Annotated in this window: 27 protein-coding genes and 1 tRNA gene; 6 read left to right on the top strand and 22 right to left on the bottom strand. The window is 64.3% G+C overall.

Annotated elements, in window-relative coordinates; translation table 11 throughout:
* Positions 1 to 287: 287 nt before the first annotated feature.
* The 8 genes from flbD to ABIB80_RS08515 all read right to left on the bottom strand — a co-directional run bounded on the left by flbD (position 288) and on the right by ABIB80_RS08515 (position 8,584).
* A complete protein-coding gene (flbD, locus tag ABIB80_RS08480) occupies positions 288 to 1,673 on the bottom strand; it encodes a sigma-54-dependent transcriptional regulator FlbD (protein ID WP_007596161.1) in 1,386 nt (461 codons plus the stop codon).
* Positions 1,674 to 1,717: 44 nt separating this feature from the next.
* The gene (fliN, locus tag ABIB80_RS08485) at positions 1,718 to 2,068 is read right to left on the bottom strand and encodes a flagellar motor switch protein FliN (RefSeq protein WP_007596160.1); all 351 of its coding nucleotides are present in this window, start codon (positions 2,066 to 2,068) and stop codon (positions 1,718 to 1,720) included.
* Between the two features lie 3 nt (positions 2,069 to 2,071).
* Positions 2,072 to 2,692, bottom strand: coding sequence for a FliH/SctL family protein (locus tag ABIB80_RS08490; protein ID WP_007596159.1), 621 nt, complete (start codon positions 2,690 to 2,692; stop codon positions 2,072 to 2,074).
* Positions 2,692 to 3,783 carry a flagellar motor switch protein FliG gene (gene fliG, locus ABIB80_RS08495; RefSeq protein ID WP_007596158.1) on the bottom strand — a complete coding sequence of 364 codons (1,092 nt, stop codon included), beginning with the start codon at positions 3,781 to 3,783 and terminating at the stop codon, positions 2,692 to 2,694. Before fliG ends, ABIB80_RS08490 begins: the two co-directional genes overlap by 1 nt.
* Before the next feature lie 17 nt (positions 3,784 to 3,800).
* Positions 3,801 to 5,408 carry a flagellar basal-body MS-ring/collar protein FliF gene (gene fliF / locus ABIB80_RS08500; RefSeq protein ID WP_007596157.1) on the bottom strand — a complete coding sequence of 536 codons (1,608 nt, stop codon included), beginning with the start codon at positions 5,406 to 5,408 and terminating at the stop codon, positions 3,801 to 3,803.
* A gap of 192 nt (positions 5,409 to 5,600) precedes the next feature.
* The gene (sciP, locus tag ABIB80_RS08505) at positions 5,601 to 5,876 is read right to left on the bottom strand and encodes a CtrA inhibitor SciP (protein WP_002714638.1); all 276 of its coding nucleotides are present in this window, start codon (positions 5,874 to 5,876) and stop codon (positions 5,601 to 5,603) included.
* Positions 5,877 to 6,234: 358 nt separating this feature from the next.
* Positions 6,235 to 6,942: a flagellar hook assembly protein FlgD gene (locus ABIB80_RS08510; protein ID WP_007596155.1), complete on the bottom strand. Its 708-nt coding sequence runs from the start codon at positions 6,940 to 6,942 to the stop codon at positions 6,235 to 6,237.
* A gap of 13 nt (positions 6,943 to 6,955) precedes the next feature.
* Positions 6,956 to 8,584 (bottom strand): flagellar hook-length control protein FliK, encoded by a 1,629-nt coding sequence (locus ABIB80_RS08515; RefSeq protein ID WP_502918725.1) that lies wholly within the window; start codon positions 8,582 to 8,584, stop codon positions 6,956 to 6,958.
* A 350-nt stretch (positions 8,585 to 8,934) separates the two neighbouring features.
* Between ABIB80_RS08515 and mnmA the strand changes: the two genes are divergently transcribed.
* The 5 genes from mnmA (at position 8,935) to ABIB80_RS08540 (ending at position 12,253) form a co-directional block, all read left to right on the top strand.
* A complete protein-coding gene (mnmA, locus tag ABIB80_RS08520; RefSeq protein WP_007596153.1) occupies positions 8,935 to 10,116 on the top strand; it encodes a tRNA 2-thiouridine(34) synthase MnmA in 1,182 nt (393 codons plus the stop codon).
* Between the two features lie 20 nt (positions 10,117 to 10,136).
* Positions 10,137 to 10,775, top strand: a complete 639-nt coding sequence (locus tag ABIB80_RS08525; protein WP_007596152.1) for a class I SAM-dependent methyltransferase — start codon at positions 10,137 to 10,139, stop codon at positions 10,773 to 10,775.
* Positions 10,776 to 10,821: 46 nt separating this feature from the next.
* On the top strand, positions 10,822 to 11,178 hold the full coding sequence (locus tag ABIB80_RS08530) for a hypothetical protein (protein WP_007596151.1): 357 nt from the start codon (positions 10,822 to 10,824) through the stop codon (positions 11,176 to 11,178).
* A 312-nt stretch (positions 11,179 to 11,490) separates the two neighbouring features.
* Positions 11,491 to 11,567 (top strand) — tRNA-Met (locus ABIB80_RS08535).
* Positions 11,568 to 11,788: 221 nt separating this feature from the next.
* The gene (locus tag ABIB80_RS08540; protein WP_007596150.1) at positions 11,789 to 12,253 is read left to right on the top strand and encodes a metallophosphoesterase family protein; all 465 of its coding nucleotides are present in this window, start codon (positions 11,789 to 11,791) and stop codon (positions 12,251 to 12,253) included.
* Positions 12,254 to 12,273: 20 nt separating this feature from the next.
* Here the strand turns inward: ABIB80_RS08540 and ABIB80_RS08545 are convergent, their stop codons facing one another.
* Both ABIB80_RS08545 and ABIB80_RS08550 read right to left on the bottom strand, forming a co-directional pair.
* Positions 12,274 to 12,462 carry a hypothetical protein gene (locus ABIB80_RS08545; RefSeq protein WP_007596149.1) on the bottom strand — a complete coding sequence of 63 codons (189 nt, stop codon included), beginning with the start codon at positions 12,460 to 12,462 and terminating at the stop codon, positions 12,274 to 12,276.
* On the bottom strand, positions 12,440 to 12,793 hold the full coding sequence (locus tag ABIB80_RS08550) for a hypothetical protein (RefSeq protein ID WP_007596148.1): 354 nt from the start codon (positions 12,791 to 12,793) through the stop codon (positions 12,440 to 12,442). The genes ABIB80_RS08545 and ABIB80_RS08550 overlap by 23 nt, the downstream gene beginning before the upstream one ends.
* A 143-nt stretch (positions 12,794 to 12,936) precedes the next feature.
* On the opposite strand from ABIB80_RS08550, the gene ABIB80_RS08555 reads away from it, so the two are divergent.
* A complete protein-coding gene (locus tag ABIB80_RS08555; RefSeq protein ID WP_007596147.1) occupies positions 12,937 to 13,197 on the top strand; it encodes a hypothetical protein in 261 nt (86 codons plus the stop codon).
* A 23-nt stretch (positions 13,198 to 13,220) separates the two neighbouring features.
* On the opposite strand, the gene ABIB80_RS08560 is transcribed toward ABIB80_RS08555, so the two are convergent.
* From ABIB80_RS08560 to ABIB80_RS08615, 12 genes are all read right to left on the bottom strand, one after another.
* Positions 13,221 to 14,288 carry a UDP-glucuronic acid decarboxylase family protein gene (locus ABIB80_RS08560; RefSeq protein ID WP_007596146.1) on the bottom strand — a complete coding sequence of 356 codons (1,068 nt, stop codon included), beginning with the start codon at positions 14,286 to 14,288 and terminating at the stop codon, positions 13,221 to 13,223.
* An 11-nt stretch (positions 14,289 to 14,299) separates the two neighbouring features.
* On the bottom strand, positions 14,300 to 15,424 hold the full coding sequence (locus tag ABIB80_RS08565) for a CgeB family protein (RefSeq protein ID WP_007596145.1): 1,125 nt from the start codon (positions 15,422 to 15,424) through the stop codon (positions 14,300 to 14,302).
* Positions 15,421 to 16,509 (bottom strand): CgeB family protein, encoded by a 1,089-nt coding sequence (locus tag ABIB80_RS08570; RefSeq protein WP_007596144.1) that lies wholly within the window; start codon positions 16,507 to 16,509, stop codon positions 15,421 to 15,423. The genes ABIB80_RS08565 and ABIB80_RS08570 overlap by 4 nt, the downstream gene beginning before the upstream one ends.
* Positions 16,506 to 17,636, bottom strand: coding sequence for a CgeB family protein (locus ABIB80_RS08575; protein ID WP_007596143.1), 1,131 nt, complete (start codon positions 17,634 to 17,636; stop codon positions 16,506 to 16,508). Before ABIB80_RS08575 ends, ABIB80_RS08570 begins: the two co-directional genes overlap by 4 nt.
* Entirely contained in the window at positions 17,633 to 18,736 is a 1,104-nt protein-coding gene (locus ABIB80_RS08580) for a glycosyltransferase family 4 protein (RefSeq protein WP_007596142.1), read from the bottom strand. The genes ABIB80_RS08575 and ABIB80_RS08580 overlap by 4 nt, the downstream gene beginning before the upstream one ends.
* Positions 18,733 to 20,019 (bottom strand): TIGR04295 family B12-binding domain-containing radical SAM protein, encoded by a 1,287-nt coding sequence (locus tag ABIB80_RS08585; RefSeq protein WP_007596141.1) that lies wholly within the window; start codon positions 20,017 to 20,019, stop codon positions 18,733 to 18,735. Before ABIB80_RS08585 ends, ABIB80_RS08580 begins: the two co-directional genes overlap by 4 nt.
* On the bottom strand, positions 20,016 to 21,080 hold the full coding sequence (locus ABIB80_RS08590; protein WP_007596140.1) for a GDP-mannose 4,6-dehydratase: 1,065 nt from the start codon (positions 21,078 to 21,080) through the stop codon (positions 20,016 to 20,018). The genes ABIB80_RS08585 and ABIB80_RS08590 overlap by 4 nt, the downstream gene beginning before the upstream one ends.
* Positions 21,080 to 22,192 carry an NAD-dependent epimerase/dehydratase family protein gene (locus ABIB80_RS08595; protein ID WP_007596139.1) on the bottom strand — a complete coding sequence of 371 codons (1,113 nt, stop codon included), beginning with the start codon at positions 22,190 to 22,192 and terminating at the stop codon, positions 21,080 to 21,082. The genes ABIB80_RS08590 and ABIB80_RS08595 overlap by 1 nt, the downstream gene beginning before the upstream one ends.
* 209 nt (positions 22,193 to 22,401) lie before the next feature.
* On the bottom strand, positions 22,402 to 23,607 hold the full coding sequence (locus ABIB80_RS08600) for a phosphopentomutase (RefSeq protein ID WP_007596138.1): 1,206 nt from the start codon (positions 23,605 to 23,607) through the stop codon (positions 22,402 to 22,404).
* Positions 23,595 to 24,548 (bottom strand): glycoside hydrolase 5 family protein, encoded by a 954-nt coding sequence (locus ABIB80_RS08605; RefSeq protein WP_007596137.1) that lies wholly within the window; start codon positions 24,546 to 24,548, stop codon positions 23,595 to 23,597. The genes ABIB80_RS08600 and ABIB80_RS08605 overlap by 13 nt, the downstream gene beginning before the upstream one ends.
* Positions 24,545 to 25,312, bottom strand: coding sequence for a TIGR04290 family methyltransferase (locus ABIB80_RS08610; protein ID WP_007596136.1), 768 nt, complete (start codon positions 25,310 to 25,312; stop codon positions 24,545 to 24,547). Before ABIB80_RS08610 ends, ABIB80_RS08605 begins: the two co-directional genes overlap by 4 nt.
* Positions 25,309 to 26,118, bottom strand: coding sequence for a nucleotidyltransferase family protein (locus tag ABIB80_RS08615; protein ID WP_007596135.1), 810 nt, complete (start codon positions 26,116 to 26,118; stop codon positions 25,309 to 25,311). The genes ABIB80_RS08610 and ABIB80_RS08615 overlap by 4 nt, the downstream gene beginning before the upstream one ends.
* Position 26,119: the final 1 nt, after the last annotated feature.

A 26,119-nucleotide genomic window follows, 5' to 3' on the forward strand; every position in this document is an offset into this window, starting at 1 on the left:
GACCTAGTCGGAGAATGCGGTGCGGCCATGTCGCAGTCTGCGGGTTTGATGCACGCTGCCTCCCCAACGTCGTCCTGGCGAAAGCCAGGACCCATACTGCGGAATCTGTCGACGGAGGGTGGTAGGAGTACCGAACGACGAATCTTCGCCAAACTCCCCCTTGGGGCATTGGGTCCTGGCTTTCGCCAGGACGACATTGAGAGTCTGGAGGCTGTCTGCACTTCACCAACAAAAATGCCCGAGGACCAGCCCCGGGCATTCGCAGTCTCAATGTTCGGCAGGAGCGCCTACGCTCCCACCATCGGCATGCGCGGATATTCACCCGGGGTGCCGGCTGGCGTGATCGGAATGCCGCCGTCGGAATATTCGTTGAGCTTGTTGCGCAAGGTGCGGATCGAGATGCCCAGGATGTTGGCGGCATGGGTCCGGTTGCCGAGGCAGTGCTTCAGCGTCTCCAGGATCAGGTCGCGCTCGACGTCAGCGACGGTGCGGCCGACCAGTGCCCGCGTCACCTGCTCGGCGGCCATGGTGGCATGCGCCACGGCCGGTGCGGTCTTGGCGAGGTCGAGGCGGTCGCCGTCGGGCGTGAGGATCGCATCGGCACCGATCTCGTCGCCCTGCGCCATCAGGACCGAACGGTGCATGGTGTTTTCGAGTTCGCGGACGTTGCCCTGCCAGCGGTTGGTGGAGAGCACGCGCCGCGCTTCCGCCGAGATCGGGCGCATCGGCACGCCGTTGGCTTCGGCGTATTTCTTCACGAAGTGCTGGGCGAGCTCGAGAATGTCGAGGGGACGCTCGCGCAGCGGCGGGATCTTCAAATTCACGACGTTGAGCCGGAACAAGAGGTCCTCGCGGAACGTGCCTTCGCGCACGGCCTCGACCAGGTTGCGGTTCGAGGTCGCGATGATGCGGATGTCCACGGGGACGGGCTTGGTGCCGCCGACACGGTCGATCACGCGCTCCTGGATGGCGCGGAGCAGTTTCGATTGCAGGCGGACGTCCATCTCCGAGATTTCGTCGAGCAGCAGCGTGCCGCCGGTTGCCTCCTCGAACTTGCCGATACGACGGGCGATCGCGCCGGTAAAGGCGCCCTTCTCGTGGCCGAATAGCTCGGACTCCAGCAGATGCTCGGGGATCGCGGCGCAGTTGATCGAGATGAACGGGCGCTTGGCACGGGCCGAGCGGGTGTGGACGTATCGAGCCAGCACTTCCTTGCCTGTCCCGGATTCGCCGGTGATCATCACCGAAGCGTCCGAGCCTGCGATCTGCTGGGCGAGCTTGATCACCTTGGCCATCGCCTCGTCGCGATAGACCAGCTCGCGGGAATCGTTGGCGACGGCAGCCAGCACCGCTGCGATCAGCTCCGGGTCCGGCGGCAGCGGGATGTATTCCTTGGCGCCGGCATGGATCGCGGCGACCGCGGCGCGGGCGTCGTTGGTGATGCCGCAGGCGACGATCGGCGCGTGGATGTGTTCGGCCTCGAGCCGCATCACGAGGTCGCGGATGTCGAGGGCGACGTCGACCAGCAGCAGGTCGGCGCCCTTGCCGCTGCGCAGCACGCGCATCGCCTGTTCGTTATCCTCGGCGTGGGTCACGGTGGCGCCGTTCGCCATCGCGATCTTGGTGGCGGTGGTGAGCTGGCCCTTCAATGTGCCAACGATGAGAAGCCGCATGTCAGTCTCCTGTCCGTCTGGTCGCGCTGCCGCGCGTCGTCGCTTTAGGCGCGTTCAGTCTTGATGATTTCAGTCATGGTCACGCCGAGCTTGTCCTCCACCAGGACGACTTCGCCGCGGGCGACCAGCTTGTTGTTGACGTAGATGTCGATGGCTTCGCCGACGCGCCGGTCGAGCTCGAGCACGGTCCCGGGTCCGAGCTTCAACAGCTCGCTGACGTCCATCTTGGAGCGGCCGAGCACGGCCGAGACCTGCACCGGCACGTCGAACACGGCCTCGAGGTCGGCGGCGGCGCGCGTCGCATATTCGTCCTCGTTGTAGCCGACGTCGGTGCCGGTAGGCGGCATCGGGCCGTTGAGATCGGGCAGCGGGACCTGTCCGTCAGTGTCGCTCATGGTTTAACTCCCCCTGCGGGACGCAACGTAGCGCCCCACCATTTCGTCGATCTTGGCCGCGATGGCGGCGCGCTCCAGCACGACGCCGCCATCGGCCCATTCGATCCGGCAGTCGCCGGTGGCAATCTCGGGCTCGGCCAGAATCACCAGCCGGCCTTCGAAGCCGTTCTGCCTGGCCAGCCGCTCGATGTTCTCGCGCGCGGCATCGTAGAGCGCGTCGTTGATGCGAACGACGAGATGCGGCGTCGCGACCAGATGCGAGAAGCAGTCCTTGACCAGCGCGACGATCTCGCCGAGCGGCTCGCCGGCGACCAGATCGGCGCACAGCTTGCGCGCCACCGCGACCGCGACGTCGACCGCTTCCGTCTCCATCTTGGATTCGATGTTGCCGATGCCCGAAGCGATGCCCCGGATGGCGATGTTGATCTCTTCCATGGCGAGCGCGACGCGGCGGTCGCTCTCGGCCTTGGCCTCGCGCTGGCCGGCGGCGAAGCCGTCCTGATAGGCGCGCGCCTCGGCTTCCGCGACCTTCTGGGCGATCTCGGCCGCGGTTGCGGCCTTCTCGCGCGTCCGGTCGGGCGCGGCGAAGTCGTTGTCGAACAGGAATTTTGCCGGAGCGGCCATCAATACACCAGCTCGTCGTCGGCGCGGTTCTTGGTCAGCATGATCTCGCCCTTGGCGGCGAGATCCTTGGCCAGGTTGACCAGCAGCGCTTGGGCCTCGTCGACGTCGCGCAGGCGGACCGGGCCCATCGCCGCCATGTCGTCCTGGAGCATTTTGGCCGCACGCGAGGACATGTTGCCGAAGAAGAAGTTGCGGACGTCCTCGTTGGCGCTCTTGAGCGCGACGCCGAGCTTGTCCTTGTCGACGTTGCGCATCAGGGTCTGGGCGGAGCCGGAATCCAGCTTCACAAGGTCGTCGAAGGTGAACATCAGCGCCTTGATGCGCTCGGCCGATTCGCGGTTGTCCTCTTCCAGCGAGGTGATGAAGCGGGTTTCGGTCTGGCGATCGAAATTGTTGAAGATTTCCGCCATCACCTCGTGGGCGTCGCGTCGGCGGGTCTGGGACAGATTGGACATGAATTCGGTCCGCAGCGTCTTCTCCACGCTCTCGATCACCTCCTTCTGCACCGCCTCCATCTTCAGCATGCGGTTGACGACGTCGAGCGCCAGATCCTCGGGGAAGATGCCGAGCACGCGGGCGGCGTGTTCCGGCTTCAGCTTCGACAGCACGACCGCAATGGTCTGCGGATATTCGTTCTTGAGATAGTTGGCGAGCACCTCTTCCTGCACGTTGGAGAGCTTCTCCCACATGTTGCGGCCGGCGGGGCCGCGGATTTCGTCCATGATGCCGTTGACGCGCTCGGGCGCCAAATATTGCTGGAGCAGCCGCTCGGTGGCGTCGAAATTGCCCATCAGGGCGCCGGAGGCCGACATCCGCGAGACGAATTCGAGCAGCATGTCCTCCACGGTGTCGACCTCGACGGTGCCGAGCGTCGACATTTCCAGCGAGAGCTGGCGCACCTCGTCGTCGTCGAGCAAGCCCCAGATCTTGCCGCCATATTGCTCGCCAAGCGCCAGCATCAGGATCGCGGCGCGCTTCGGTCCCGCCACCGCGTCGACCTTCGCGCCTCCGCGGCTGCCGGCACGCTGACCGAGCGTGGAGATCACGCTGGTGATGTCGTTGGAATTGGCGTTTTGCAGGGCGGCGGCCATGTCAGATCACTTCTCGATTATTTCGCGGGTTCGGTCAGCCATTGGCGGATGATGGCGACCGTCTCGTTGGGATTGCGCTCGGCGAGTTCGCCGACGCGATGGACGGATTGGGCATGGACCTGGCCCTGGACGGTGGCGACGTCGATCGCGCTCGCAGCGCCGCTCGGCAGGAGCGGCTGGCTGGCGGGCGCGGCCTCGTCGCTCGCCGGACCGGTGAGGACGCCGGAGATGGCGGCTGCGACTTCGTCCGATGCCAGGATGCGCTTGACCAGCGGCCGGATGACCAGGAACAGCACGACCAAACCGAGCAGCATCATCACGCCGAGCTCGACGAAGTACATGACGTCGTCCTTGGTGAACTGGAGCATGCCGAGCAAGCCGCTCGGCTCCGCGATCGGAGTGGTGGAGGGGGCGTCGGCAAAGCGCAGATTGACGACCTCGACCTGGTCGCCGCGCTTCTGGTCGAAGCCGATCGCCGATCGCACCAGCGTGGCGATGCGGTCGAGCTGCTCCTTGGTACGGTCCTGGTAGGCCAGATCGCCCTTCTCGTTCTTGGAGTAGATGCCGTCGACCAGCACCGCGACCGAGATGCGGTTGACCCGGCCGGCTTCGGTCACCTCGGTCTTGGTGGTGCGGGAGATCTCGTAATTGTTGGTCTCTTCGCTCTTCTTGCTCTGGTCCTTGGCCGCAACGCCGCCGTTCTGCTGGTTGCCCGGCAACTCGTTGTTGACGGTGACCTGGCCGTTGTTGTCGGCGGTCATGCTCTGCTCTTCGCGGGTCTGGCTCGAGCGCAGCACGCGGCCTTCGGGGTCGTACTTGTCCGAGGTCTGGGTGATCTTGTTGAAGTCGAAATCGGCGGAGAGCTGGACCCGGGCGCGCCCGGTCCCCACCACGGAGGAGACGATGTCCTCGACCTGCTTACGCATCCGCTTCTCGAAGGCGGTGCGGCGCTCGTCGCCCATCGCCTGCTCCGGGTCGGTCTGGGCGCCGTCGGCGAGCAGCTGCCCGGTCTCGTCGACGATCGAGACCCGCTGCGGCTTCAGCCCGTTCACGGCAGAGGCGACGAGGTGGCGGATGGCGCGGATCTGCTGGGCTTCCAGCGCGCCGCGGACCCGCACCACGATCGAGGCCGATGGCTCCGGCGCCTCGCGCGAGAACAGCGGGCGCTCGGGCAGCACCAAATGGACGCGGGCGGCCTGGATGCGGTCGATGGCCCGGATGGTGCGGGCTAGCTCGCCTTCCAGCGCGCGGAGATGGTTGATGTTCTGGACGAAAGAAGTGGTGCCGAGCGCATCCGACTTGTCGAACACCTCGTAGCCGACGCCGCCGCCCTTGGGCAGGCCGCCCTCGGCGAGCTTCATCCGCAGCCGGGTGACCTTGTCCTTGGGCACCATGATGATGGTGCCCTCGTTGCGCAGCTCGAACTGGATGCCCTGGCGCTCCAGGTCCTTGATGATGCCCGAGGAGTCCTCGACGCTGAGGTCGGTGAACAGCGTCGTCATCTGCGGCGTGGTGACGCGCATGATGACGAACGCAAAGAAGCCGACGAGCGCGGCGGTGACCGCGATCATCGCCCCGAACCGGGCGGCTCCGATACCCTTCAGAAAGTCCGCAAGACCTTGCAAGCAACCGCCCCGACAGATTCGGCTGCTTTCACAGGAAAGGCCGACTGGGCAATTATTGCCTAGGTGATGGTTTCGATATGGTTAACGAAGGTTAAGAGCTGCGACAAAAGTAGCGCCAAAACGAAACATGAAAAAAATCGGCCTCGCAAGGCGAGGCCGATTTTCGTCAAAAGCCGCAGATTTCCGGATTGCCTACTGGCGATATTGTTGGATACGGGTGGTGCGAAGTCCCGCCAGACCATGCTGGTCGATCGAAAACTGCCAGGAGAGGAATTCGTCAACCGTCAGGGTATAACGGCTGCAGGCCTCCTCAAGGGAGAGAAGACCGCCACGGACTGCGGCGACGACCTCGGCCTTGCGGCGGATGACCCAGCGTTTGGTGCCGGGTGCAGGCAGATCCGCAATCGTCAACGGACTACCGTCCGGCCCGATGACGTATTTTACCCTCGGGCGATGGGGTTCTGTCATGGCGTACTCACAAACTCTCAACCACTGAACTCACTCAGGAACCCTACGCCCGCCGACTTAAAAATCCGCTAAGCCTAAGGCTTCAATACAATTCTCGTTGAAAATGGCTGGAACGCAGCCGTCTCGACCGGCGGGACGGTGCGTCCGGGCGGGCCGAGGGGGTGTTCGTAAATACTTTACTAACGAAAGAGGCCTGCGGGGGTGTCGCACGGCCCTCAACGTCGTCCTGGCGAACGCCAGGACCCATTACCCCAGCGCGAAGTTTGGCGAAGACTCGGAGTTACTTCCTCGCGCCAAAACGACTTTCGGTGGCGATGGGTCCTGGCTTTCGCCAGGACGACACAGCGGCATTCCGCCTTTAATTGCTGGCCGTCGCGATGATGCTCTTGACCTGGCTCATCGTGTAGCTGGCGCCATCGATGGTCAGCAGCGGCGGCGACTGGGTCAGGTCCACGGATGACACCGTGCCCTGCACCTGCGCGGCGATGCCGACATTGTTGTTGGCGACGTCCTTGCCCGTGGCCGAGATCGTGTACTTGCCGTCGGGCCATTGCGTGCCGTCATTGCCCATTCCGTTCCAGGTGAACGGAACGTCGGTGCCCGCGCCGGCGGTGTATTTGCCGGTGAACACGGTCTGGCCGCTGGCATTGGCGACGGTGATGTCGACGGTGGCGTCGCTGGGCACGTTGAGATGCCAGGTTGCCGACGAGTTGGTCATACTTGCGGTCGTGCCGTCGACCAGGGCGGTCTTGCCGACGAAGCCGAGCGCCTGGGTCGCCTGCGTGGTCTGTTGCAGGGTGACGAGCTGGGACAGCGAGTCGTTGGTCTTGAGCTGCTGCTCGACGCCGGCGAACTGCACCAGCTGCTGTGTGAACTGGTTGGTGTCCAGCGGATCGAGCGGATTCTGATTCTGCAGCTGCGTCGTCAGCAGCGTCAGGAAGGTCTGGAAGTTGCCGGCCAGCGTCGCGCCGGTGCTCGAGCCCAGGCTTGGGTTAGACGAGGATTTCGGCAGGTCGGTCGTGCCGGAGACGACGGACGGGGCGGTGGCGGCATTCGTGGTAGTCATGATCGAATACTCCTCACACTCTGATATCGACGCCGCTGCTCGATCCGAGCATGCGGCCGTAGCTGCGCCCGACCGGGGCTGCGGGAACTGCGTCGTCGTCGCTGACGATCAGCCGGCGGGCATTGCCGCCATTGTCGTTGTTCTGGCCGGAGTTCTGCCCCGACGAGTTCTGGTCGCGCAGGCTGAAGGACAGTCCGTTGCTGCCGGTTTTAAGGCCGGCATCGTCGAGCGCGCGCTGCAATTGCGGCGCGTCCTGCCGCAGCATCTGCAGCGTCTCCGGCTTCTCGACGGTGAGATGCGAGGTGACCTGGCCGTTGCGGTCGACATTGATGCGGACGTCGATGCGGCCGAGGTCGAGCGGATCGAGGCTGATGTCGAACCGGGTCTTGCCCGCGCGCGCAGCGGCGGCAATTTCGATCGGCACGCCGCTGATCGGAATGGCCGTATTGGTGGCCGCGGTCGCCGTGAGCGTCGCGGTCGAAGCGGTCGCGGCCGAAGTCGTATTGGTCAGCGACGCCTGCACGGCCGAGGCCGCCTGCGCGCTGGTGTCGGTGGTGGGGACAGCGACCTGCGTGCCGGCATGGGCATGATTGGTTGTCGTCGCCGGTGCCACATCGGCGGTGCGGTCGGAAGTCCCAGCCTTGGCGTCGGCCGCGTTCGCATCGATGGACGGCTTGTCCGGTTGCGGATGCGCCGTGGTGGCGGACGCTGCTGTCGCCGAGGTCTGCGCGGCGTTCGCCTTGCCGGTGTCCTGGCCGATATTGGAGACGTCGCTCGCGCCCTGCGCGATCGCTGCGGCCTTGAACGAGGTTTTTGGCGTGCCCTGGTCGACCGCGGCGATCAGGCCGCCATTGGTCTTGGCATCGGTCGCGGTCGAATCGGTCGTCCCGGTCGCGGCATCGGCCAGCGTCGCCGAAGTGTCGGCATCGACCTTGGCACTTGCGGTCTTGGCGCTCTTGTCGCCCGGCGTCGCGGTATCGGTCTTGGGGCCGGCGATCTGCGCCGCGATGGACGCGCTGGCGGCGATGCCGGCGGCGGCAATCGTCAGCGGCGAGGAGGCGGAGCCGGCGGCCTGGTTCGTAGCCGCGTTCGGATCGGCCGGCACGGCCACGACGAGTGCGTTTGGATCGGGCACAGCGGCGGCCTGCGTCGCGTCAATCTGCGCGGCTGCGACGGCGTCAACGGCGGCAAGGCTGCCGTCGGCCTTGTCCCCCTTGGTCTCGTCGGACTTGTCGGCCGATTTGGCGTCGGACGCCTCCGGCTTGTCCTTGGTCTTGCTATCAGCCTTGGCCGCATCAGCCGTCGTATCGTTCTTGGCGTCGCTCTTGGCGTCGTTCTTGATGTCGTTTTTGGCGGACGCGGAATTGTCAGTGTCGTCGCTGGCCTTGCTCTGCGAGGGCTTGTCGGTCGCCGAGCGATCGCGCGGGCTCCTGTCCGAGGCGGAGGAGGATGAATCGGTCCGGCGCGGGGAGTCCTGCGCGGAGGACGCCGCGCTGTCGCTGATCGCCTGGGTGTTGCTGTCCACCAGCGAGCCGAACGAGTCGTTGGCGGAGTTCTCTTTCGGCGCTTGCGACCGGGCAGGCTTTTGCTGCGCGCTCGGGACTTGCACGCTTGCCACGACATCTGACGTACGACCGACCACAGGCAACCCCTTGGAAACATCTTCGCCATGAGAGGGAGCAAGGAGCGGGCCATCCTCGCGCTGAGTAACTTTATTTAATGAAATCAATGGTTTGATGATTTGGCGTCCCCGCCTCAGGGCCTCTCGAAGGCCCACCATTTCTGCCTCCCCGGCAAGAATTGCCGTAAACCTTGCGGGGTCCGTGATTGCTTCACCGGAAGGCCGCCTATATTAAAGAGACAGCTCTCAACCGCTTTCGACCGGGCAGGCCGTGCCTTTCGGGAACTCTCAGTTCCCGGGGGATCGCCGATGTCCCGCTGGAAGCACCCAGCGGATCGCCCAACGCCGCCGTCCACAACGCTTTAAGGCCCATGCTCAACAGTCTGGATCTCGAAGGCCGTCCTGAGGATACCAGGGTCGTCGTTGCCATGTCGGGCGGCGTCGATTCATCGACGACGGCTGCGCTTTTGAAGGCGGAAGGCTACGACGTCGTCGGCATCACGCTGCAGCTCTACGACCATGGTGCGGCGACCCATCGCAAGGGCGCCTGCTGCGCCGGCCAGGACATCCACGACGCCCGCGACGTCGCGGCCAAGCTCGGCATTCCCCATTACGTGCTCGATTATGAGGACCGCTTTCGCGAATCCGTCATCGATAATTTCGCCGACAGCTACGCGCTCGGCGAGACGCCGGTGCCGTGCATCGAGTGCAACCGCTCGGTCAAGTTTCGCGACCTTTTGAAGACCGCGCGCGAGTTGGGCGCCACCGCGCTCGCCACCGGCCATTACGTCGCCTCGCGCCGCCGCGCCGACGGCTCGCGCGCGCTGGTGTGTGCCGCCGACGCCGATCGCGACCAGAGCTACTTCCTGTTCGCGACCACGCAGGAGCAGCTCGATTATCTGCGCTTTCCGCTCGGCGACATGACTAAGCCCGAGACGCGCGAGTTGGCGCGGCGCTTCGGTCTAGCCGTCGCCGACAAGCACGACAGCCAGGACATCTGCTTCGTGCCCACCGGCCGCTACACGGATATCATCACCCGCCTGCGGCCGAACGCGATGGACCCCGGCGACATCGTCGATCTCGACGGCCGCGTGCTCGGCCGTCACAACGGCATCGCCAATTTCACCATCGGCCAGCGCCGCGGCCTCGGCATCGCAGCCGCCGCACCGCTGTTCGTGGTGCGGCTGGAGGCCGCCAACCGCCGCGTCGTCGTCGGCCCGCGCGAGGCGCTGAAGATGCATCGCATCAGCTTGCGCGACGTCAACTGGATTGGCGATGGCGACATCGACTGCGCCATCGGCAATGGACTCGAAATGTTCGTGCGCGTGCGCTCGACCCGCGCGCCCCAGCCGGCGTGGCTGCGCGGCGCAAACGGCCATTACGAGGTCGAGCTCGTCGCCGGCGAAGAGGGCGTTTCGCCGGGCCAGGCCTGCGTGTTCTACGACGCACCTGGCGGCCAGGCCCGCGTGCTCGGCGGCGGCTTCATTCAAAGCGCCGCCGCGAAGGCCGCAAGCAGCACGACGAGGCCGCTCGCAGAAGCGGTCCGCGGCTAAAAAAATATATAGGGCAGGGCATGGCAGCAGACATCTCGCGGGCCGGGGTCGAGAAGGCCTATGGCCGCTGGGCGCCGGTCTACGATCTCGTGTTCGGCAAGGTGTTCGACGCCGGCCGGCAGTCGACCATCGCCGAGGCCGACCGCATCGGCGGCCGTATCCTCGACGTCGGCGTCGGCACCGGGCTTTCGCTGTCGGATTATGCGCGCACCACAAAAATCTGCGGGGTCGACATCTCCGAGCCGATGCTTCGCAAGGCGCAATCGCGCGTGCGTGCGCTGCGCCTGAGCAATGTCGAGGTGCTCTCGGTGATGGACGCGAAGAATCTCGCCTTCCCTGGAAACTTCTTCGACGCGGTGGTCGCGCAATACGTCATCACCGCCGTGCCGGATCCGGAGGGCACGCTCGACGAGTTCGTGCGCGTCTTGAAGCCCGGCGGCGAGCTGATCCTGGTCAATCACATCGGCGCCGAAAAGGGTTTGCGCAAACTCTCCGAACTCGCGTTTGCGCCCTTGGCTCGCCGTCTCGGCTGGCGCCCGGAGTTTCCGTGGGCCCGCCTGGTCGTCTGGGCCGCAAAGCACGGCGGCGTTACGCTGGCGGAGCGCCGCCCGATGCCGCCGATGGGGCACTTTTCGTTGATCCGCTACCTCAAATCGTAATGTTCGGGGGTGGGAACAGGGCGCGCGCCCCGCGCGTTTCCCTCCCATGCGCACCACATCGAACATCATTCTGGCCAGCCTCCTGATCGCCGCCTCCGGCAGCGCGATCGCGCAGGCCCCGCCCGCCCCGGCGACGCCGCCGCAACAAACCGCGCCGCCATCCCCACAGCATGCGACGAATTGTACGCCGCAGGACCGCCCGAACCGCTCAGCCGACGGCACCACCACCGGCCAGTCACGGGAACCGCTCGGCGACAAGCTGGCCAAATCGGACGGCGTGCTCTGCCCGCCCTCCGGCGTCGATCCCGAGATGCACGCCCCGGCGCCTAGCACGAACGGCGCCATGCCCGTGATCCCGCCCCCCGGCAGCCCCGGCGGGGATCCGACAGTAAGGCCGAAATAGCTTGTCGCGCCGAAGCCTTGGCGTAGGCGGAGCCTGTTCCGCATCCCCAATCTCGTCGTCATGCCCCCGGGCTCGTCCCGGGCATCCACGTTCTCGGCGGCAGCGAAGACGTCCGTGGATGGCCGGGACAAGCCCGGCCATGACGGTGCGGCCGGAAATTAAGCTCAAAACAAGCCAATTCGTCTCCACCCGCGGCCATGTCCGCCGAAGCTTTCGCTAAGCGGAAGCGAAGGCGGATTGACAGCCCGCCGCCCCCTTCCTTATATGCCGCGCGTTCGCGAGATCGGCCTTGTCAGGCCCTCGCGACCCTGTGGCGGGGTAGCTCAGCTGGTTAGAGCACGGGAATCATAATCCTGGGGTCGGGGGTTCGAGTCCCTCTCCCGCTACCAAATTCCGCGATTTTGCATCCCTAATTACTATCTCCTGCGATTTTGTACTCCTGACCCGTAGCGGTCGGAGCCCCGCTTGCGGGACTGCGTTGTCCGAGAAAAAGCCTCGCGGAGCGTCCCGAACTCAGGAATCGTCATTTTTCCATCCCGGTCACGAACCAGGAGGGTGAGGAGATCGGGAAAGTGCCAATGGATGTCCTGCACTGAAATCCCGGCCTGACATGTTGACGAGAATCGGAGTGATCTCGGATACGCACGGCCTTCTCCGGCCGGAGGCCGAGCGCTGTCTTGCGGGAGTGTCGCATATCCTCCACGCCGGTGATATCGGCGCGCCGGAGGTTCTGGAGCGGCTTTGCCGAATAGCACCCGTCACCGCCATCAGGGGAAACGTCGACGTCGGCAGCTGGGCGAGGCGCTATCCCGAAACCGAAACGGTGCACCTCGGCGCTCGTTGCTTCTATCTTCTGCACGATCTCAAGACGCTGGCCATCGACCCTGCGGCAACCGGTGTGAACGTGGTGATAGCAGGACATTCGCATCGGGTGCAGGTCAACACGATCAACGGAGTGCTTTTCCTGAATCCCGGGAGCGCCGGTCCGAGGCGCTTCAAGCTGCCGATCACGCTGGCAACGCTCGATCTGGATGAGGGCGACCTGCGGCCCACCATCCATGAGCTCGACGCGTGAACGAGGTACGTGCGTCGCAGCTAGTGGGTATTCGATTTTTGCCACCGCTCCAGATCAATCGGGGGACGCTTTGGGTCGATCTGCTCCTTCTCGGGATTCCCCTGCCAAGGCTGGTCCGTCTGCCGGTGGGTTGGCAAATCGGTCTGCTGTCGCGGATCGTCGACCGGGGTTTCTCTCGGATCGTTTTCAGGTTCTTTTGCTTTCGGCATAAGCTGTCCTCTCTACAATCCGTCGATGCGGCGGCACGCGATCAGCGTACTGGCGCGGCACGGAAGTACCGATCATCATCTCGAAATTCGGGCGATCCATCGCGGGGTCATGCGCTGATGAGAGGATGGAGCGGAGCTGTTCGCGCTGCTGATCGTTGAGGCAGCCGGCTCCTGTGGAGGGGCGGCCCAGATAGTCCGTTGCCCCGAACATCTGCGGGACGGCGAACCAGACGATGAAACCCACAAACAGGACCGCGGCCACTCCCGATCCCGCCATCATCAGCTTCCGGGTGCCGTCCTTCTCCGTTTCACGCGATAGATCCTTGACCATGAACAAAAAGCCGTCGGTAGGAACTGCGGGGTCAACACGGGCAGGAATCGTTCGTTCCTACGGGCATGTATCGGCCGCCGAGGCTGCCTGCGCTATCATATGGGCTTGCAGGACCGAAACCCTCTCATCCGCGTTTTGCTGTCATGACGCACATCATCTTTAGCGACTACCGCAATCCTGCTGCCGAACAGGCCTATGAGATCGCATGGGACTTTCTCGCCCGTAGTGGAGCGATCCACGATGAATTCGATGCGTGCGTATTTCTAGCCCAACGCATCACCATGATGGTCCAGGAAGGCCAGGAAAATCGGATCCGGATGGCGAACCGCGCGATCTCCGAATACCAGTACCATCTCGAGAACCTCTGCAAGTCGGTCCGCGGCGCGGCTGCTTCACGGGCTTGAGGGCTCGCGAGGAGTTCCGCTGATCACTGCCGATCGGCGATCGTCAGCTTGCCGCGTGCCCCGGTACGTCCGCTCCTGCGCGGTGCAATGGCCGGAACGAGTGCCGGCGCTTCCCCGGCCATGCGCATGGCGAAATAGGCGATCGTCGCCTTGAGACCGTCTTTGAGCGCCACGCGCGGGCGCCATCCCAGCGCTCGAACGGCTGTGTCGATCACCGGTTTGCGGCGCTTTGGATCGTCCTTGGGCAACTCCTCGAACCGGAGCGGGGAAATTGATTCCGTGTACGCCAGCACGTCGCGCGCAATGGCCTCGATGGTGACCTCGTGGGGATTTCCCAGATTGCACGGACCGGTAATCGAAGACGAACTCTCCATGAGCAGCTGGAGGCCGTGCACGAGATCGTCGACGAAGCAGAAGCTCCTGGTCTGCGTACCACCTCCATAGATCGTGATCGGCTCTCCGCGAAGTGCCTGCACGATGAAGTTGGAGACCACGCGTCCGTCATTCTCCAGCATCCGGGGTCCGTACGTGTTGAAGATGCGCGCGACCTTGATTTCGACCCCGTACATGCGATGGTAATCGAACATCAGCGTTTCCGCGGCCCGCTTGCCCTCGTCGTAGCAGGCCCGGGGCCCGATCGGATTGACGTTGCCGAGATAGGTTTCCGGCTGGGGATGGACCTCCGGATCGCCGTAGACCTCGCTGGTTGATGCCTGCAGCACCCGCGCGCCTTTCCGCTGCGCGAGCTCCAGCATGTTGATGGTGCCGAGCACGCACGTCTTCATCGTGCCGACCGGATCCTTCTGATAGTGACGGGGCGACGCCGGGCAGGCGAGGCTGTAGATCCGGTCGATGTCGCCGTCGATCTCGACGGGATCGCGCACGTCATGTTCGATGAAGCGAAAATTCGGATGATTGAGCAGCGGCCGGATGTTGTCGATCCTTCCCGTAAACAGGTTGTCGAGACAGATCACGGTGTGGCCGCGCTGCAGAAGCGAGTCGCAGAGGTGGGATCCGATGAAGCCGGCGCCGCCGGCCACCAGAACGGTGGGGGAGCGGCGGGACGCGTTGATGCGGGTCTGAAGTGTCATGGTGGTGCCTTTCAGATTTGAGCGACCTGCATGGGACGCGAGGCGGGAAGTTGCGGGGCTTTCCGACGGCGACGGACCGATGCCTCGGCGTAGTAGGTCTCCACTTGCCGGGCGCGATGGTCGGAGGTGTGGTCGGCCAGAACGCGCCGCCGTGCGTTTTCCGCGATCGTGCGCCTCCGCTCCTCGGGCATGTCGCGCAGGATCTCCACGACGTCGCGGGGGCTCGATGCGAGCAGGATTTCCCGGAAAGGCTCGAAGACGGTCTCGATTCCAGGCCACCGGTCCGAGATGACGGGCGTGCCGCACGCGGCCGCTTCGAACAGCCGAACGCTGGGCGAGAAGCCGAGCGCGCGCATGTCGGCGCGGGTGGCGTTTAGCGTAAAGCGTTGCTCTGCGTAAAAGCCCGGATGATGTCTCGGCGTGAGGTGCTCGATCCGGGCGACATTGGCGGGCCAGACCACCTCATCGGGATATTGCGCGCCGGCGACGACGAATTGCTCGCGTGACAGAGTGCGAGCGGGGGCGAGCAGCAACTGCTCCAGAACCGGTTGCCGGTCCTCGCTATAGGTTCCGAGATAGCCTAATGCCCACTTCTTCTCCACGCGTTGTGGCGCGTAGATGTCGGTGTCGGCACTGCAATACAGCACCCGCGCCAGCGGACTGCCATAGTTCTCCTCAATCATGCCGGGCACCGGGCCGCCGGCAAAGGACAAATAAAGGTCGAAGCGCGGGATCATCGCCGCGGAAAGATAGTCCAGGCCCTGCTCGAGCTTGGCAAGCGTGACCGGCGTGTCGATGTCGTAGAAGGCGGTAATCCCCCGGGCGTGGGTCGTGATCCATTCGGAGATCGCGATGCCGTCGGGCACGTAGGAGCCAATGACCACCAGATCGGCATCGCGGATTATCTTGCCGAAACGCTGCGGGATGTCCTTCAAGGATTGATAAAGCTCGACGGTCCAAGCGGAAGGCTTGGCAAGATCACGATGCTCGCGATACCAGGGGACGTCGCGTTCGAGAAACGTGACGTGGTGACCTCGTCGTGCCAGGGCTTCGATCAGGGCGCGGTAGGTCGTGGCATGACCGTTGCCCCAGGACGAAGTAACCGAAAGACCGACGACGACGATGGTGAGGTTCATTCTGCTGCCTCGATTCGCGAACTGCTTGCGGCAAAGAGATCGTTGAACTGGCGCGCGCGCTGCCGGTAGGTGTGATGGCTCAGAATGCGCGCACGAGCGCGCGCTGCGATCGCCTGAGCCCGGTCGAGGCGCAGTGCGGCAAGATGCTCTGCGACCTCGGTCCCGCTCGCGGCCACCAGCACCTCGCGATCTGGTTCGAGAAAATGATCGATGCCGTCCCACTGGTCGGTGATCAGGCAGGCTCCGGCACCGATGGCTTCGAACACGCGCGTTGGCGGCGAGAAGCCGTAGCGGGCCATGCTATCGCGATTGACGTTCAGCGTAGCCAGAGCGGAGCCGAAAAACGCGTTGTGGTCGCCGGTCCCGACATGCCCGACCTTGTGCAGATTGGCTGGCGTGTCTTTCGAGTCCCACCCCGATCCACCGAGCACGAATGTCTTGTCCGGCAATCGGCAGGCGACATCGATAAAGAACCGCTCGACGCGCTGCTCGCGATCAGGGAGGCGGTTTGCCAGCAAGCTCAGATCGCAGGTGAAGTGCGCATTGGGCGGCGCCGGAAAGTGCGTGGCGGGGTCGAGCGCATTGTAGATCGGCACGCAGTCTCGCGCGCCGATGCCGCGATAAGCGGATACGACAGCATCGCCGCCGCCATAGGTCAAAACCATGTCGTAGGACCGGATCGCATGGCGCAGATGATGGTCTGGATTGTCCGCCACCGATTCCAGCGTCGCGGGGGCATCGACGTCCCAGTAGATGCGCATCGCATTCGACGGAATTTCAGCGACCGCGTTCTCCAGCTCCCGATCGAAGACGCCGACGCCGCTGGCCTTGACCAGCATGTCGGCCGAGCGGGCCGCTTCCTCAAGCGAGCTTCGCCAGCCGTCGGGCGTCGCGGCGTAGACCACCACCTTCGCCCAGTCCGGATCGTCGATGTCGCGATGGGCCTGGCGCTCGAAGGCATCGGGCTCGAAGAATGTGACGTCGTGGCCGAGGGCCACAATCTCCTTCAGCATGCCGCGGTAATAGGTGGCAGCACCGTTCCAGTAGGATGAGACGAGGCTGGACCCGAAGAAGCAGATCTTCATGCGGAGGCTCCGATGTATCGCAGGGGCTTTTTGGAGTGGCCTGTGACCCGGAGGTCCTGCACGATGCCGACAAGCTGCTCCGCCCGGTGACGGCAGGTGTGACGTTCCTTGATTGTCCGGAGTCCGGTCTCCACGGTGGAGGACCATAACTCCCGGTCATCGAGCAGCGCACGAAGCGCCCGCTTCATTTCGGTGCCGTCGGAGGCGCCGAGATAGGCACCTTCCGGGAACAGGCCTTCCGCATCCGACCAGGGGGCCGAGACCAGTGGAATGCCGCAGGCCATCGCCTCGAAGACGCGAATGGTTGGAATGCCCGGAAGCAAGCGGACATAGGGGCCGCGGGGAACGTGGACAGTCGCGCGTGCGCCGGCGAAAGCGATGGGAGCCCAGTGTGCGGGCAGCCAGCCGCCATACCGAATGCCTGCCGCCTGAATGGTGTCGAGCGCCCCGTCCGAATAGCGGACGCCATAGACCCCCGCGCGCAGCTTCAGCTCGGCCACGGGTTCGACCAGAAATTCGTTGAGCTCGGTGCTGCGTTCGCCGTCGCCCCAATTTCCGATCCAGACGACATCGTCGGTGCGCTCGACATGCGGCAGCGGATGGTACAGGGCGATGTCGGCCGCCTCGTGCCAGGTGAAGGCCCGGTCCGCCCAGCCGAGCTTCAGATAGATTTGACGAAGGACCTCGCCGAAGGCGAGCACACCGTCGAAGCCGTCGAGGTCGAACTGCGCAAGTTCGTCCGGTGCGCTAACGGCGCGATGATGGGTGTCGTGGAACAGCAGCGTGAACGGAGCGCCGTGAGCCCGTCTCGATCCGATGTCTGCGATTAGATCAGGCGAATTCCATTCGTGGACGACGACGAGATCGGCGCCGTGCAAGGCTTCATCGAGATTAAGGGAGGCATCGTAGCGGCGGAGGCCGATGCCGGGAAATAGCGTTGGAATATCCTCCATCGTTTGACTGCCACCCTCGCGGATCGCATTCAATCGGCTCCAGCCGTCGATCGGCTCGAACACGACGACCTCATGGCCGAGCGCGTGAAGTTCGCGGGCATAACCACGCAGGAAATGGGCATTGCCGTTGTTCCAGCAGGAGGTGAACGCGTGGTAGAACAGAACGCATTTCATGCGCGTACCTCCATGGGGGCGGGCGCGTGATGGACGGCAAGCAGCTCCTGGTAGAGGCTGAGATAGGCGCTCGTGGTCCGGGTCAGCGAGTAGGTCAGGGAATGCTCAAAGGCGGCACGTTGCAGCCGCACCCGCTCGCGATCGTCGGTGCACAGACCTGCGAGTGCTCGATGCAGCGCCTTGCTGTCGGTGGGATCGACGAACAGCGCGGCCTCGCTCCACAATTCCCTGAAAGTGGGAATGTCGGACAGGATGAGAGCGCATCCCGCCGCAGCGGCTTCCAGAACGGAGAGGCCGAACGGCTCATAGAGCGCAGGGCTGGCGAAGATGGCGGCGTGCTGCAAGTACGCGCGCATGGCTTCGTGAGACAACTGCCCGAGCCAGGTGACGGAAGCCGAAGGGCACTCGTCCGCCGGCCCGGCGACCTGAACGGGCCAGTCCAGCCCAGGCGCTGCAGCCGCCAGGACTTCGATGTTCTTGGCGCGGTCCCAGAGCCGGCCCGCCGCAAAGATCATGTCTTGCTTCCGTCCCGCGGGATCCTGAGGGGAAATTCCATTCCAGATCACGTTGCCGCGCGAGCGAGGCCGATAGATTTCCGCAACGTCATCGTGGAAGGACTGGCTGGGACAAACCCAGGCTTGTGCCGTGTCGAGTGCGGCCGTCACCCGTTCGGTGTAGCGGCGCCACTTCGGTTCGCCGAGCCAGCCCGTATCGCGGCAGGCGAGCCCCCAGGAGTTGACGCAGGAATGCGCGACGACCACCACAGGAGCGCGCCAGGCGAAGGTCGCCTCGCGAAAACTGTTGAGGTGAACGACGTCGGGCCCGATTCCGACTTCGAGCTTCGCAAGGACGTGTCTGGCCTGGGACAGATCTTGTCCTTCCGGGTCCTGCCATTCGAGTGCAAGGTCCGTTTCGATCAGGCGGACCCGCGAGCCACGCAGCATTGCAAGCTGGCCGGCCTGCGCGCGGGGGCCCATCGTCACCAGGGTGACGTCGGCGCCCTTCGCAGCAAGGGACGAAGCAAGAGAGGACGAGTAGGTCCAGACGCCCCCGACGGTATCGGTCGTCATCAGGATCCTGAGCTGCGAGCTGCGGCTCATGATGCCACCTGCAGTTCGAGAGTCTCGAGCGGGACCGGGCGATCGTTCTGCACGTCGCTGAACTGGTCGAACATCGCAAGATAATGCCGGTGTGCGCGCTCCCAGGCGAAATCGTCGGGCTCGCCCCACAGCTTCCGATAATCCGGCGAGCCCGGATAGGGATACAGCGGGACCGGATCGTTGGCCCAGATGCCGGCATCCTGCATGGTGCGGCGCCAGCGCTGCACGATGGGGTCATCGTCCTCGGGGACTTCGATCAAATTGGCCTGCACGAAAGGAACGTGACGGCGCGCTTCGACCAGGCGTTCGGCCAGCTGGTCGGTCGTCATCTTGCAGTTCTTGGCGAGCGCGGCGCGGCCCTCGACGGTCAGGCTCTCGATGCCGGCTTCAATCGAGACGCAGCCGGCGCGGCCGAGCAGCGCCAGCATATCCGGCCTCCAGAGGTCGATGCGGGTCTGTACCCCGAACTTCAGCCCGCGTGTCGTCAGCCCTTCCAGCAGTTCCGCGTTCGGTAGGAAAATCTCGTCGATGAAATAGACATACTCGATGCCCTGATGACGCAGGCCGTCGATCTCTTCGAGAACAATGGAGGGAGGCCGCTTGCGGTAGGCGTTGCGGAAGTTCTCCTTGGCGCAGAACGTGCAGTTGTACGGACATCCCCTGGATGATTCGACTTCGGCGCCTGGCGCCTGCGGCTCGGCTTCGAAGCGATGATGGTGATGATGGTGCCGCCGGATCATCTCCTCCGGCCAGTCAAGCGGCGGCTGATCCTTGAACGCGACCGCCTGCGGCCCCTCATTGACGCGTAGCGATGCGCCATCGGCGAAGCACAGGCCCGGAAAGTCCCGCTCGCCATTGGCGAGACGCAGCAAGGACGCCTCGCACTCGCCCATCACGACGATGTCGGTGCCGAGCTTTCGAAGCGCGGTCCTTGGCACAGTCGAGCCATGCGGGCCCACCGCGATGAGGATCGGAGCCAAATCGCGCACCGCCATCGCGAGCTCCTGCGGAACGCGGAGCTCGGGAGGGGCACAGCGCCAGAACAGATAGGTCGGTGCCGTCGTGATGACGATCTGGTCGGGGCCGAACGCGCGCAGCTCGGCTTCGATATCGGCGAGGGAAAGATCGAACATGTGGGCGTCGAGCAGCAGCGTCTTGTGCCCGGCCGCCTTCAGGTAATGCTCGGAGATCCCGAGTTCGAGCGGAAGGTGAGGGGATCGGCAGCCGAAATAGATGCTGCCGCCAAAATCCCAGTTTGGATTGATGAGGGCAACACGCGTCATGCCAGCGCCTCGCGGTTGCCTTGTGACGATCCGAACCGGCCGTCCAGCCAGGTGTGAAGGGATCGGAGGCCGTCTGCGAACGAAACCTGAGGCGCCCAGCCGAGCGCGCTGGAGAGCGCGCGCGTGTCGGTGACGTACCAGGGCTGATCCCCCGGCCTCCAATCAGCAAAGCGATAGGCCACCTTGCGGCCGGTCAGATCGGTGATGCGGTCGATCAATTCCAGCAGACTGATTGCGTTGGCCGGACCGCCGCCGAGATTGAAGACGCTTCCACGGGCGAGCGCGATGCCATCGAGCACGGCGAGCCAGGCCGAGGCCGCGTCGGAGACGTGAAGCGCATCGCGGACCTGATGGCCGTCGCCATAGATCGTCAGCTCCTTGCTGCGGATGGCGCTCAGCAGGAAATGCGCGATCCAGCCCTGATCCTCGGTGCCGAATTGACGGGGCCCATAGATGCAGCTCATCCGCATCACCACGGTCTGGAGGCCGTAGACCCGCGCATAGTCGTGAACGTATTGATCCGCCGTTCCCTTGGAGCATCCATAGGGGCTGTAGAAGTCGAGCGGCGCATTTTCCGAGATGCCGGCGGCCAGCAGGCCGCTTGTCGGCGTGTAGCGGCGACCGGTGAGCGCGATGTCGCCATCGTCGATCAGGCGTCCGTAGACCTTGTTGGTTGAGGCGAACACGATCGGCGCGGCGTTGTTGTGGAGGCGCACGGCTTCGAGCACGTTCAATGTGCCCCGCGCGTTGATCTCGAAATCGGCGGCCGGATCGCTCACGCTGTCGGTGACGGCGACCTGGGCGGCCAAGTGCAGCACGGCGCGGGCTTCGCGTACGGCGTCGATCACCGGGATCGGCTCGCGAATATCGGCCACGGTGATTGTGACCCGGTCGCCATGCCGAGACTTCAGCCACTGCGCATTCTCCCGCACGCCGGCGCGGGCGAGGTTGTCCAGGATCAGCACCGGCTCGCCACGCTCCGCGAGGCGATCGGCGAGGTTGCAGCCGATAAACCCGCAGCCGCCGGTGATCAGGACGGGTCTGTTGTCTCGTTCACTCATCACGCGACCAATCCTCGTTGCTGCAGCTCCTTGGTGGCTCGCTCGGCCTGATCGTCAGCGATCTGGTCGGCGAGATATTCCGCCAGCTCTTCGAGCCCGGCCCTGAATACGACGCGAGGCTCGAAGCCGAGCACGTCGCGGGATTTTCCCATGTCGGCGAAGCAGTGCCGGATATCTCCGGCGCGATATTTCCGCGTCAGCTCGGGCGCAATGTCGCGGCGCCCCATGACTTCGGCCAGATCCTCCGCGACCGACAGAATGGTGCGACTCTGGCCGGAGCCGACGTTGAAGACGTCCTGCGCGTGCTCCGCCTCCAGCGCCAACCGGCAGGCGCGGGCAACGTCATGGACATGGACGAAATCGCGGCGCTGCCGGCCGTCCTCGAAGACGAGGGGAGGGCGGCCGTTGAGCAGCCGGGCGGCAAAGATGGCCAGCACGCCGGTATACGGATTGGACAGGGCCTGACGCGGCCCGAACGCATTGAAGAAGCGTAGCGCCACGGTCGGGATGCCATAAGCCTTGCCCGTGATCAGGCACATGCGCTCCTGCGCATATTTGTTGAGCGCATAGATCGAGCTCAGCGAAGGCTGCTTTGTCTCCGGCGTAGGGACAGGATCGAGCGGGTTACCGGCTGCATCGCGCAGCTCCCAATCGCCGCGGCGAAGCTGCTCGACCGCCCGCTCCTCGCAGGCGACCACGCTCTGATCGGCGCTCCGGTAAAGGCCCTCGCCGTAGATGCTCATGGACGAGGCCACCACGAGCCGCGCGACCGGGCGCTTGGACAGTGTCTGCAACAGCACGGCGGTACCGAGCTCGTTGGTTCTGACGTAGGGTTCGATGTCGTACATGCTCTGGCCGACGCCGACTGCTGATGCGAGATGCAGGACCATGTCGGTGCCGCGCAACGCATGATCGACCGCGAGAGCGTCGGTGACGTCACCGACGACGAGCTCCGCGTCTTTGGCAAGATACGCGGGACGCTGGCGGTTGCCTCCGTGGACCTGCGGCGAGAGGTTGTCGAGCAGGCGGACTTCATAGCCGGCCGCCAGCAGCGCGTCGGCTGCATGCGATCCGATGAATCCCGCACCTCCAGTGATCAATACTCGCGTCATTCACCGCTCCGTGCCGCCGTGAGATCGATCCTGCGGGATCAATCCGTGATGAGAATGAAAGCGCGCTGCTGTTCTGGTCGGGCGACCGGCGCGCCAGTCACATTTGGAATAAGAAGCGATGCAAGGAATGTTCGTTCCTGCGAAACCTACAAACGAATATTTCTCTAACCTGGATCAATAACCCAGGTGAATCTGTCCGGTGCAGCGGGCTAAAAATACACGCCGTGAACCGGCGTCGGTAGCTCAAGATGCCTCGCGACCGTCGCGCCGATGTCCGCAAATCCGTCGCGCTTGCCGATCGGAGAAGTTGACCGCGTGCTCCACGCCAAAATCGGCACTTGTTCCCGCGTATGATCGGTACCGCTCCAGGTTGGGTCGCAACCATGATCGGCCGTGATGATCAGGAGATCATCGTCGCGCAGGCGGTTCAGCAGATCCGGAACGCGAGCATCGAAGGTTTCGAGTGCCGCTGCATAGCCCCCGACATCTCGGCGATGGCCATACAGCGTGTCGAAATCGATAAAGTTTGCGAACAACATCCCGCCCTCTGCGAGAGAGGCGAGCCCATCGAGCGTGGCATCGAACAGCGCTTGGTTGCCGTCGCCGCGCAGGTTCCTCCCGGTGCCGCGATGGGCGAAGATGTCGTCGATCTTGCCGATCGTGACGATGTCACGGCCTGCGCTTTCGGCAAGATCGAGGATCGTCCGCTCCGGCGGCGGAACGGAAAAGTCCTTCCTGTGCGCTGTTCGCTTGAAATCACCTGCCGACGCGCCGATGAAGGGACGTGCGATGACGCGCCCGATGTTGAGGGGATCGATCAGTCGGCGCGCAATACGGCAGATCTCATAGAGGCGTTCGAGTCCGAACGTCTCCTCGTGCGCTGCGACCTGAAACACGCTGTCGGCCGACGTATAGCAGATCGGTTCGCCCGTTCTGATGTGACGCTCGCCGAATTCGGCGATGATCTCGGTGCCGGAGGCATGACAGTTCCCGAGGATGCCGGGCAATCGAGCCTGTTCGCACAGGCGCTCCACCAGGTCGCGCGGAAAGCACGGCTTGGTTCTTGGAAAATAGCCCCAGTCGAACGGCACCGGCACGCCGGCGATCTCCCAATGGCCGGATGGCGTGTCCTTGCCTTTGGAGATCTCGCTCGCGCAGCCAAATCGCGCATGCTCAGGACGGCCATCGAGCCCCGGCGGCACGCGCCCGGTGGCGAGACGGCAAGCCTGGCCAAGGCCGAGCGCGACCAGATTGGGAAGCCGAAGCGGCCCCTCCCGGCGTGGTCCGTCGGCATTGCCGGCCATGCACATGTCAGCAATGTGGCCGACGGTATCGGCACCCTCGTCGCCGTAATTGATGGCATCGGGCGCGGCGCCGATGCCGACGGAGTCCATCACCAGGATCAGGGCACGCATGTCGGCTCCGAGATGGCCGCGCGCGAAGACGCTGCGGACGGCGCGAGCCCGGTTTTCGCGCAATAGCGTTCGACCATCTGTGCGCAGAAATCCGCGAACTCGTTGACGTCGAGCGGCGGGCTGGTGTGATGAGGCTCGATACCCCGATGTTCCGGGGTGAAGCAGAAGGTCACCGTGACCTGAAACTCGGCCAGCGCGTCCATCTGCCGATCGAACCAGGCGAGCGCATTGGGACGGAAGCTGTCAGCCCAGGACAGGCCGGTCCTGAGATGCTGCACGCCGAGTCGGCGCATCCAGCGCACGGCGTCATCGAGGCGGTGGTCCTCGAAGTGAAACCACTGGCACAGGCCCATCGCAGGTGCATATTGGCCGAACAAGTCCGCGGCAGCTTTCGGCGTGCCGTCCTCGCGCAGCAGCCCCATGTGGAAATGCCGGTAGTAGGAGGAGCCTTCAGCTTCCTTGTGCCGCGTGGTCGCCTCCCAGCTCGAAGGCAGATCGTACAGGCTGTACCAGTGAATCCGCGGCGCCCGGCCAGTCAATAGCTCAGCGGTCCGCGTCAGTCCCCAGGCCTGCACCTCCTCGGCACCGAAGGACGAGACTCCCACCTCCGTCACCCAGACCGGTAGCGAGGTGACCGCCTTGATCTCCTCGATCTTGGCGGGCCATTCCGCGATCTGCCACAGGTTCCAGTCCAGCGGAAAGCCGTGCACGGCCACGGCATCGACATGATCGAGCACGCCGCGCGCCTGCATGTTGCGCATGAAGGACGGATCGATCGGCGACATGCCGCCAAGCACACGCGGGAGTGTGGGATGCGCGCTGCGGATCGCCTTTCCGGCAGCCAGCGCCAGGCTGGCGAACATGGTCCAATCCGGATCGATCAGGATGTCCCAGTGCGATTTGTTGTTGGGCTCGTTCCAGATCTTGGCGGCTTCGATCATCGGCCGGTCTCCCGCGACGGATAAACCGGACCTTCCGCCTGCGGCCTTGTCACCCGCTTGCAGAGATAGACTTCCTCTTCCGGATGCGCCGCGATCGCAAAGCCGGCGCTGCGCAGCATGGCTTCGGCGCAGGCGCGGTTCGGCACCCACCAATTGGTGGGGTCGTCGGCATATTTGTTCTCGATGAAGTGCAGCTTTGGATAGCCCGGGGAATCGAACTGATCGGTGGTCCAGAAGTCGTAGTTCTTGTCGAGGGAATCCACGCGGCTGTCGCCGCGCTGCATCGACTGGAACAGCAGGAGATCGCCGGCCACGTGCTCGTGGATCAGGTCGAGCGCCAGCAGAGGGTGCCGCAGGTGGTAGAGGACGCCCATGAAGATCACGAGATCGAATTTTTCGCGCAGCTGTCCGACATCATAGGCTGACATCTTGCGGAATTCGATCCTGAGCCCGTTCACCTCAGCCGCGAAGCGGGCTTGCGCGAGATATTCGTCGTCGGTGTCCAGGCCGAGGACGCGCTCGGCGCCGCGCCGCTTCATCTCCATAGCGTAGAAACCGGCATTGCAGCCGATGTCGAGCACGGTCTTGCCTTCGAGGCGGTCCGGAATGATCCCGGAAAAGCGGCGCCATTTCACGTTGGGATAGTCGCCGAGAAAGTGTGAAGGCGCTGTCGGCACGCCGTTGAGGTCCAGATTGTGAAACCATGGCCCGAGCGCATCGACGCGCTGGCGGATTTCCTCGCGGGAGAGGGCGCCACTGCTCATGCGGTCACTCCATTGTTCATTGCGGGGGCCGGGCGGGCTGCCTCCGGCGAACCGCCGGCCAGTAGTCGAGAGCGTCCGTTCCCGGGAGAGCTTTCCGCGAGCAACGCCATTGCTGTCCGGTAGCCGTCGATGGTGCCGACGTCGACATAGGATTCGCCAGCCTTGACGCCGAGACCCTGGCCGCCGGCCGCGATGTAGGCATTGACGAGCGTCCCGAAATATTCATCCCGGCGCTCGCGCTTTGTCCACAACGACTGGAGTTCGCGAAATCCGTTGCCGGACATCTTGAAGGCACCCCATATCCATTTCGACGCCGCATCCGGCTGCTTGACCTGGATTTCCGTGACGCGATCGCCGTCGAGCACGACAGCATCGAAGAACTCGGGGTGTTCGACTGGAAATAGCAGAAACGACAGGTCAGCGGCCGGCAATGCCTGCAGGGCCGCCTTTGGGAACCAGACGGTATCCGGAAGTCCGACCAGGATGTCTTCGTCGTGGCCAACCACCGTGCCCGCCCTGAACACGGCATCGCACAGCCCCGACGCATCGGGCTGCACGACATAGGCGAGCTGGGCGCTGCCGTAATGATCGCCGAAATATTCGAGGATGTCCGATTTTCCGGGGGAGATCACGAAGCAGATCTTGTCGGCGCCCCCAAGGATCAGCCGCTCCAGCAGATATTCGGAGACCGCGCACGGACGGTCGATGCCGTCGTCCCGTTGGCTTCCGACCGGAAGCAACTCCTTGGAGAAGGCAAGCGGCTGGATGCGGCTGCCGCGGCCCGCGGCCGGAACGATGCCCCACATG

The organism is Bradyrhizobium sp. i1.15.2 (assembly GCF_040548425.1).
GTDB lineage: Bacteria > Pseudomonadota > Alphaproteobacteria > Rhizobiales > Xanthobacteraceae > Bradyrhizobium > Bradyrhizobium canariense.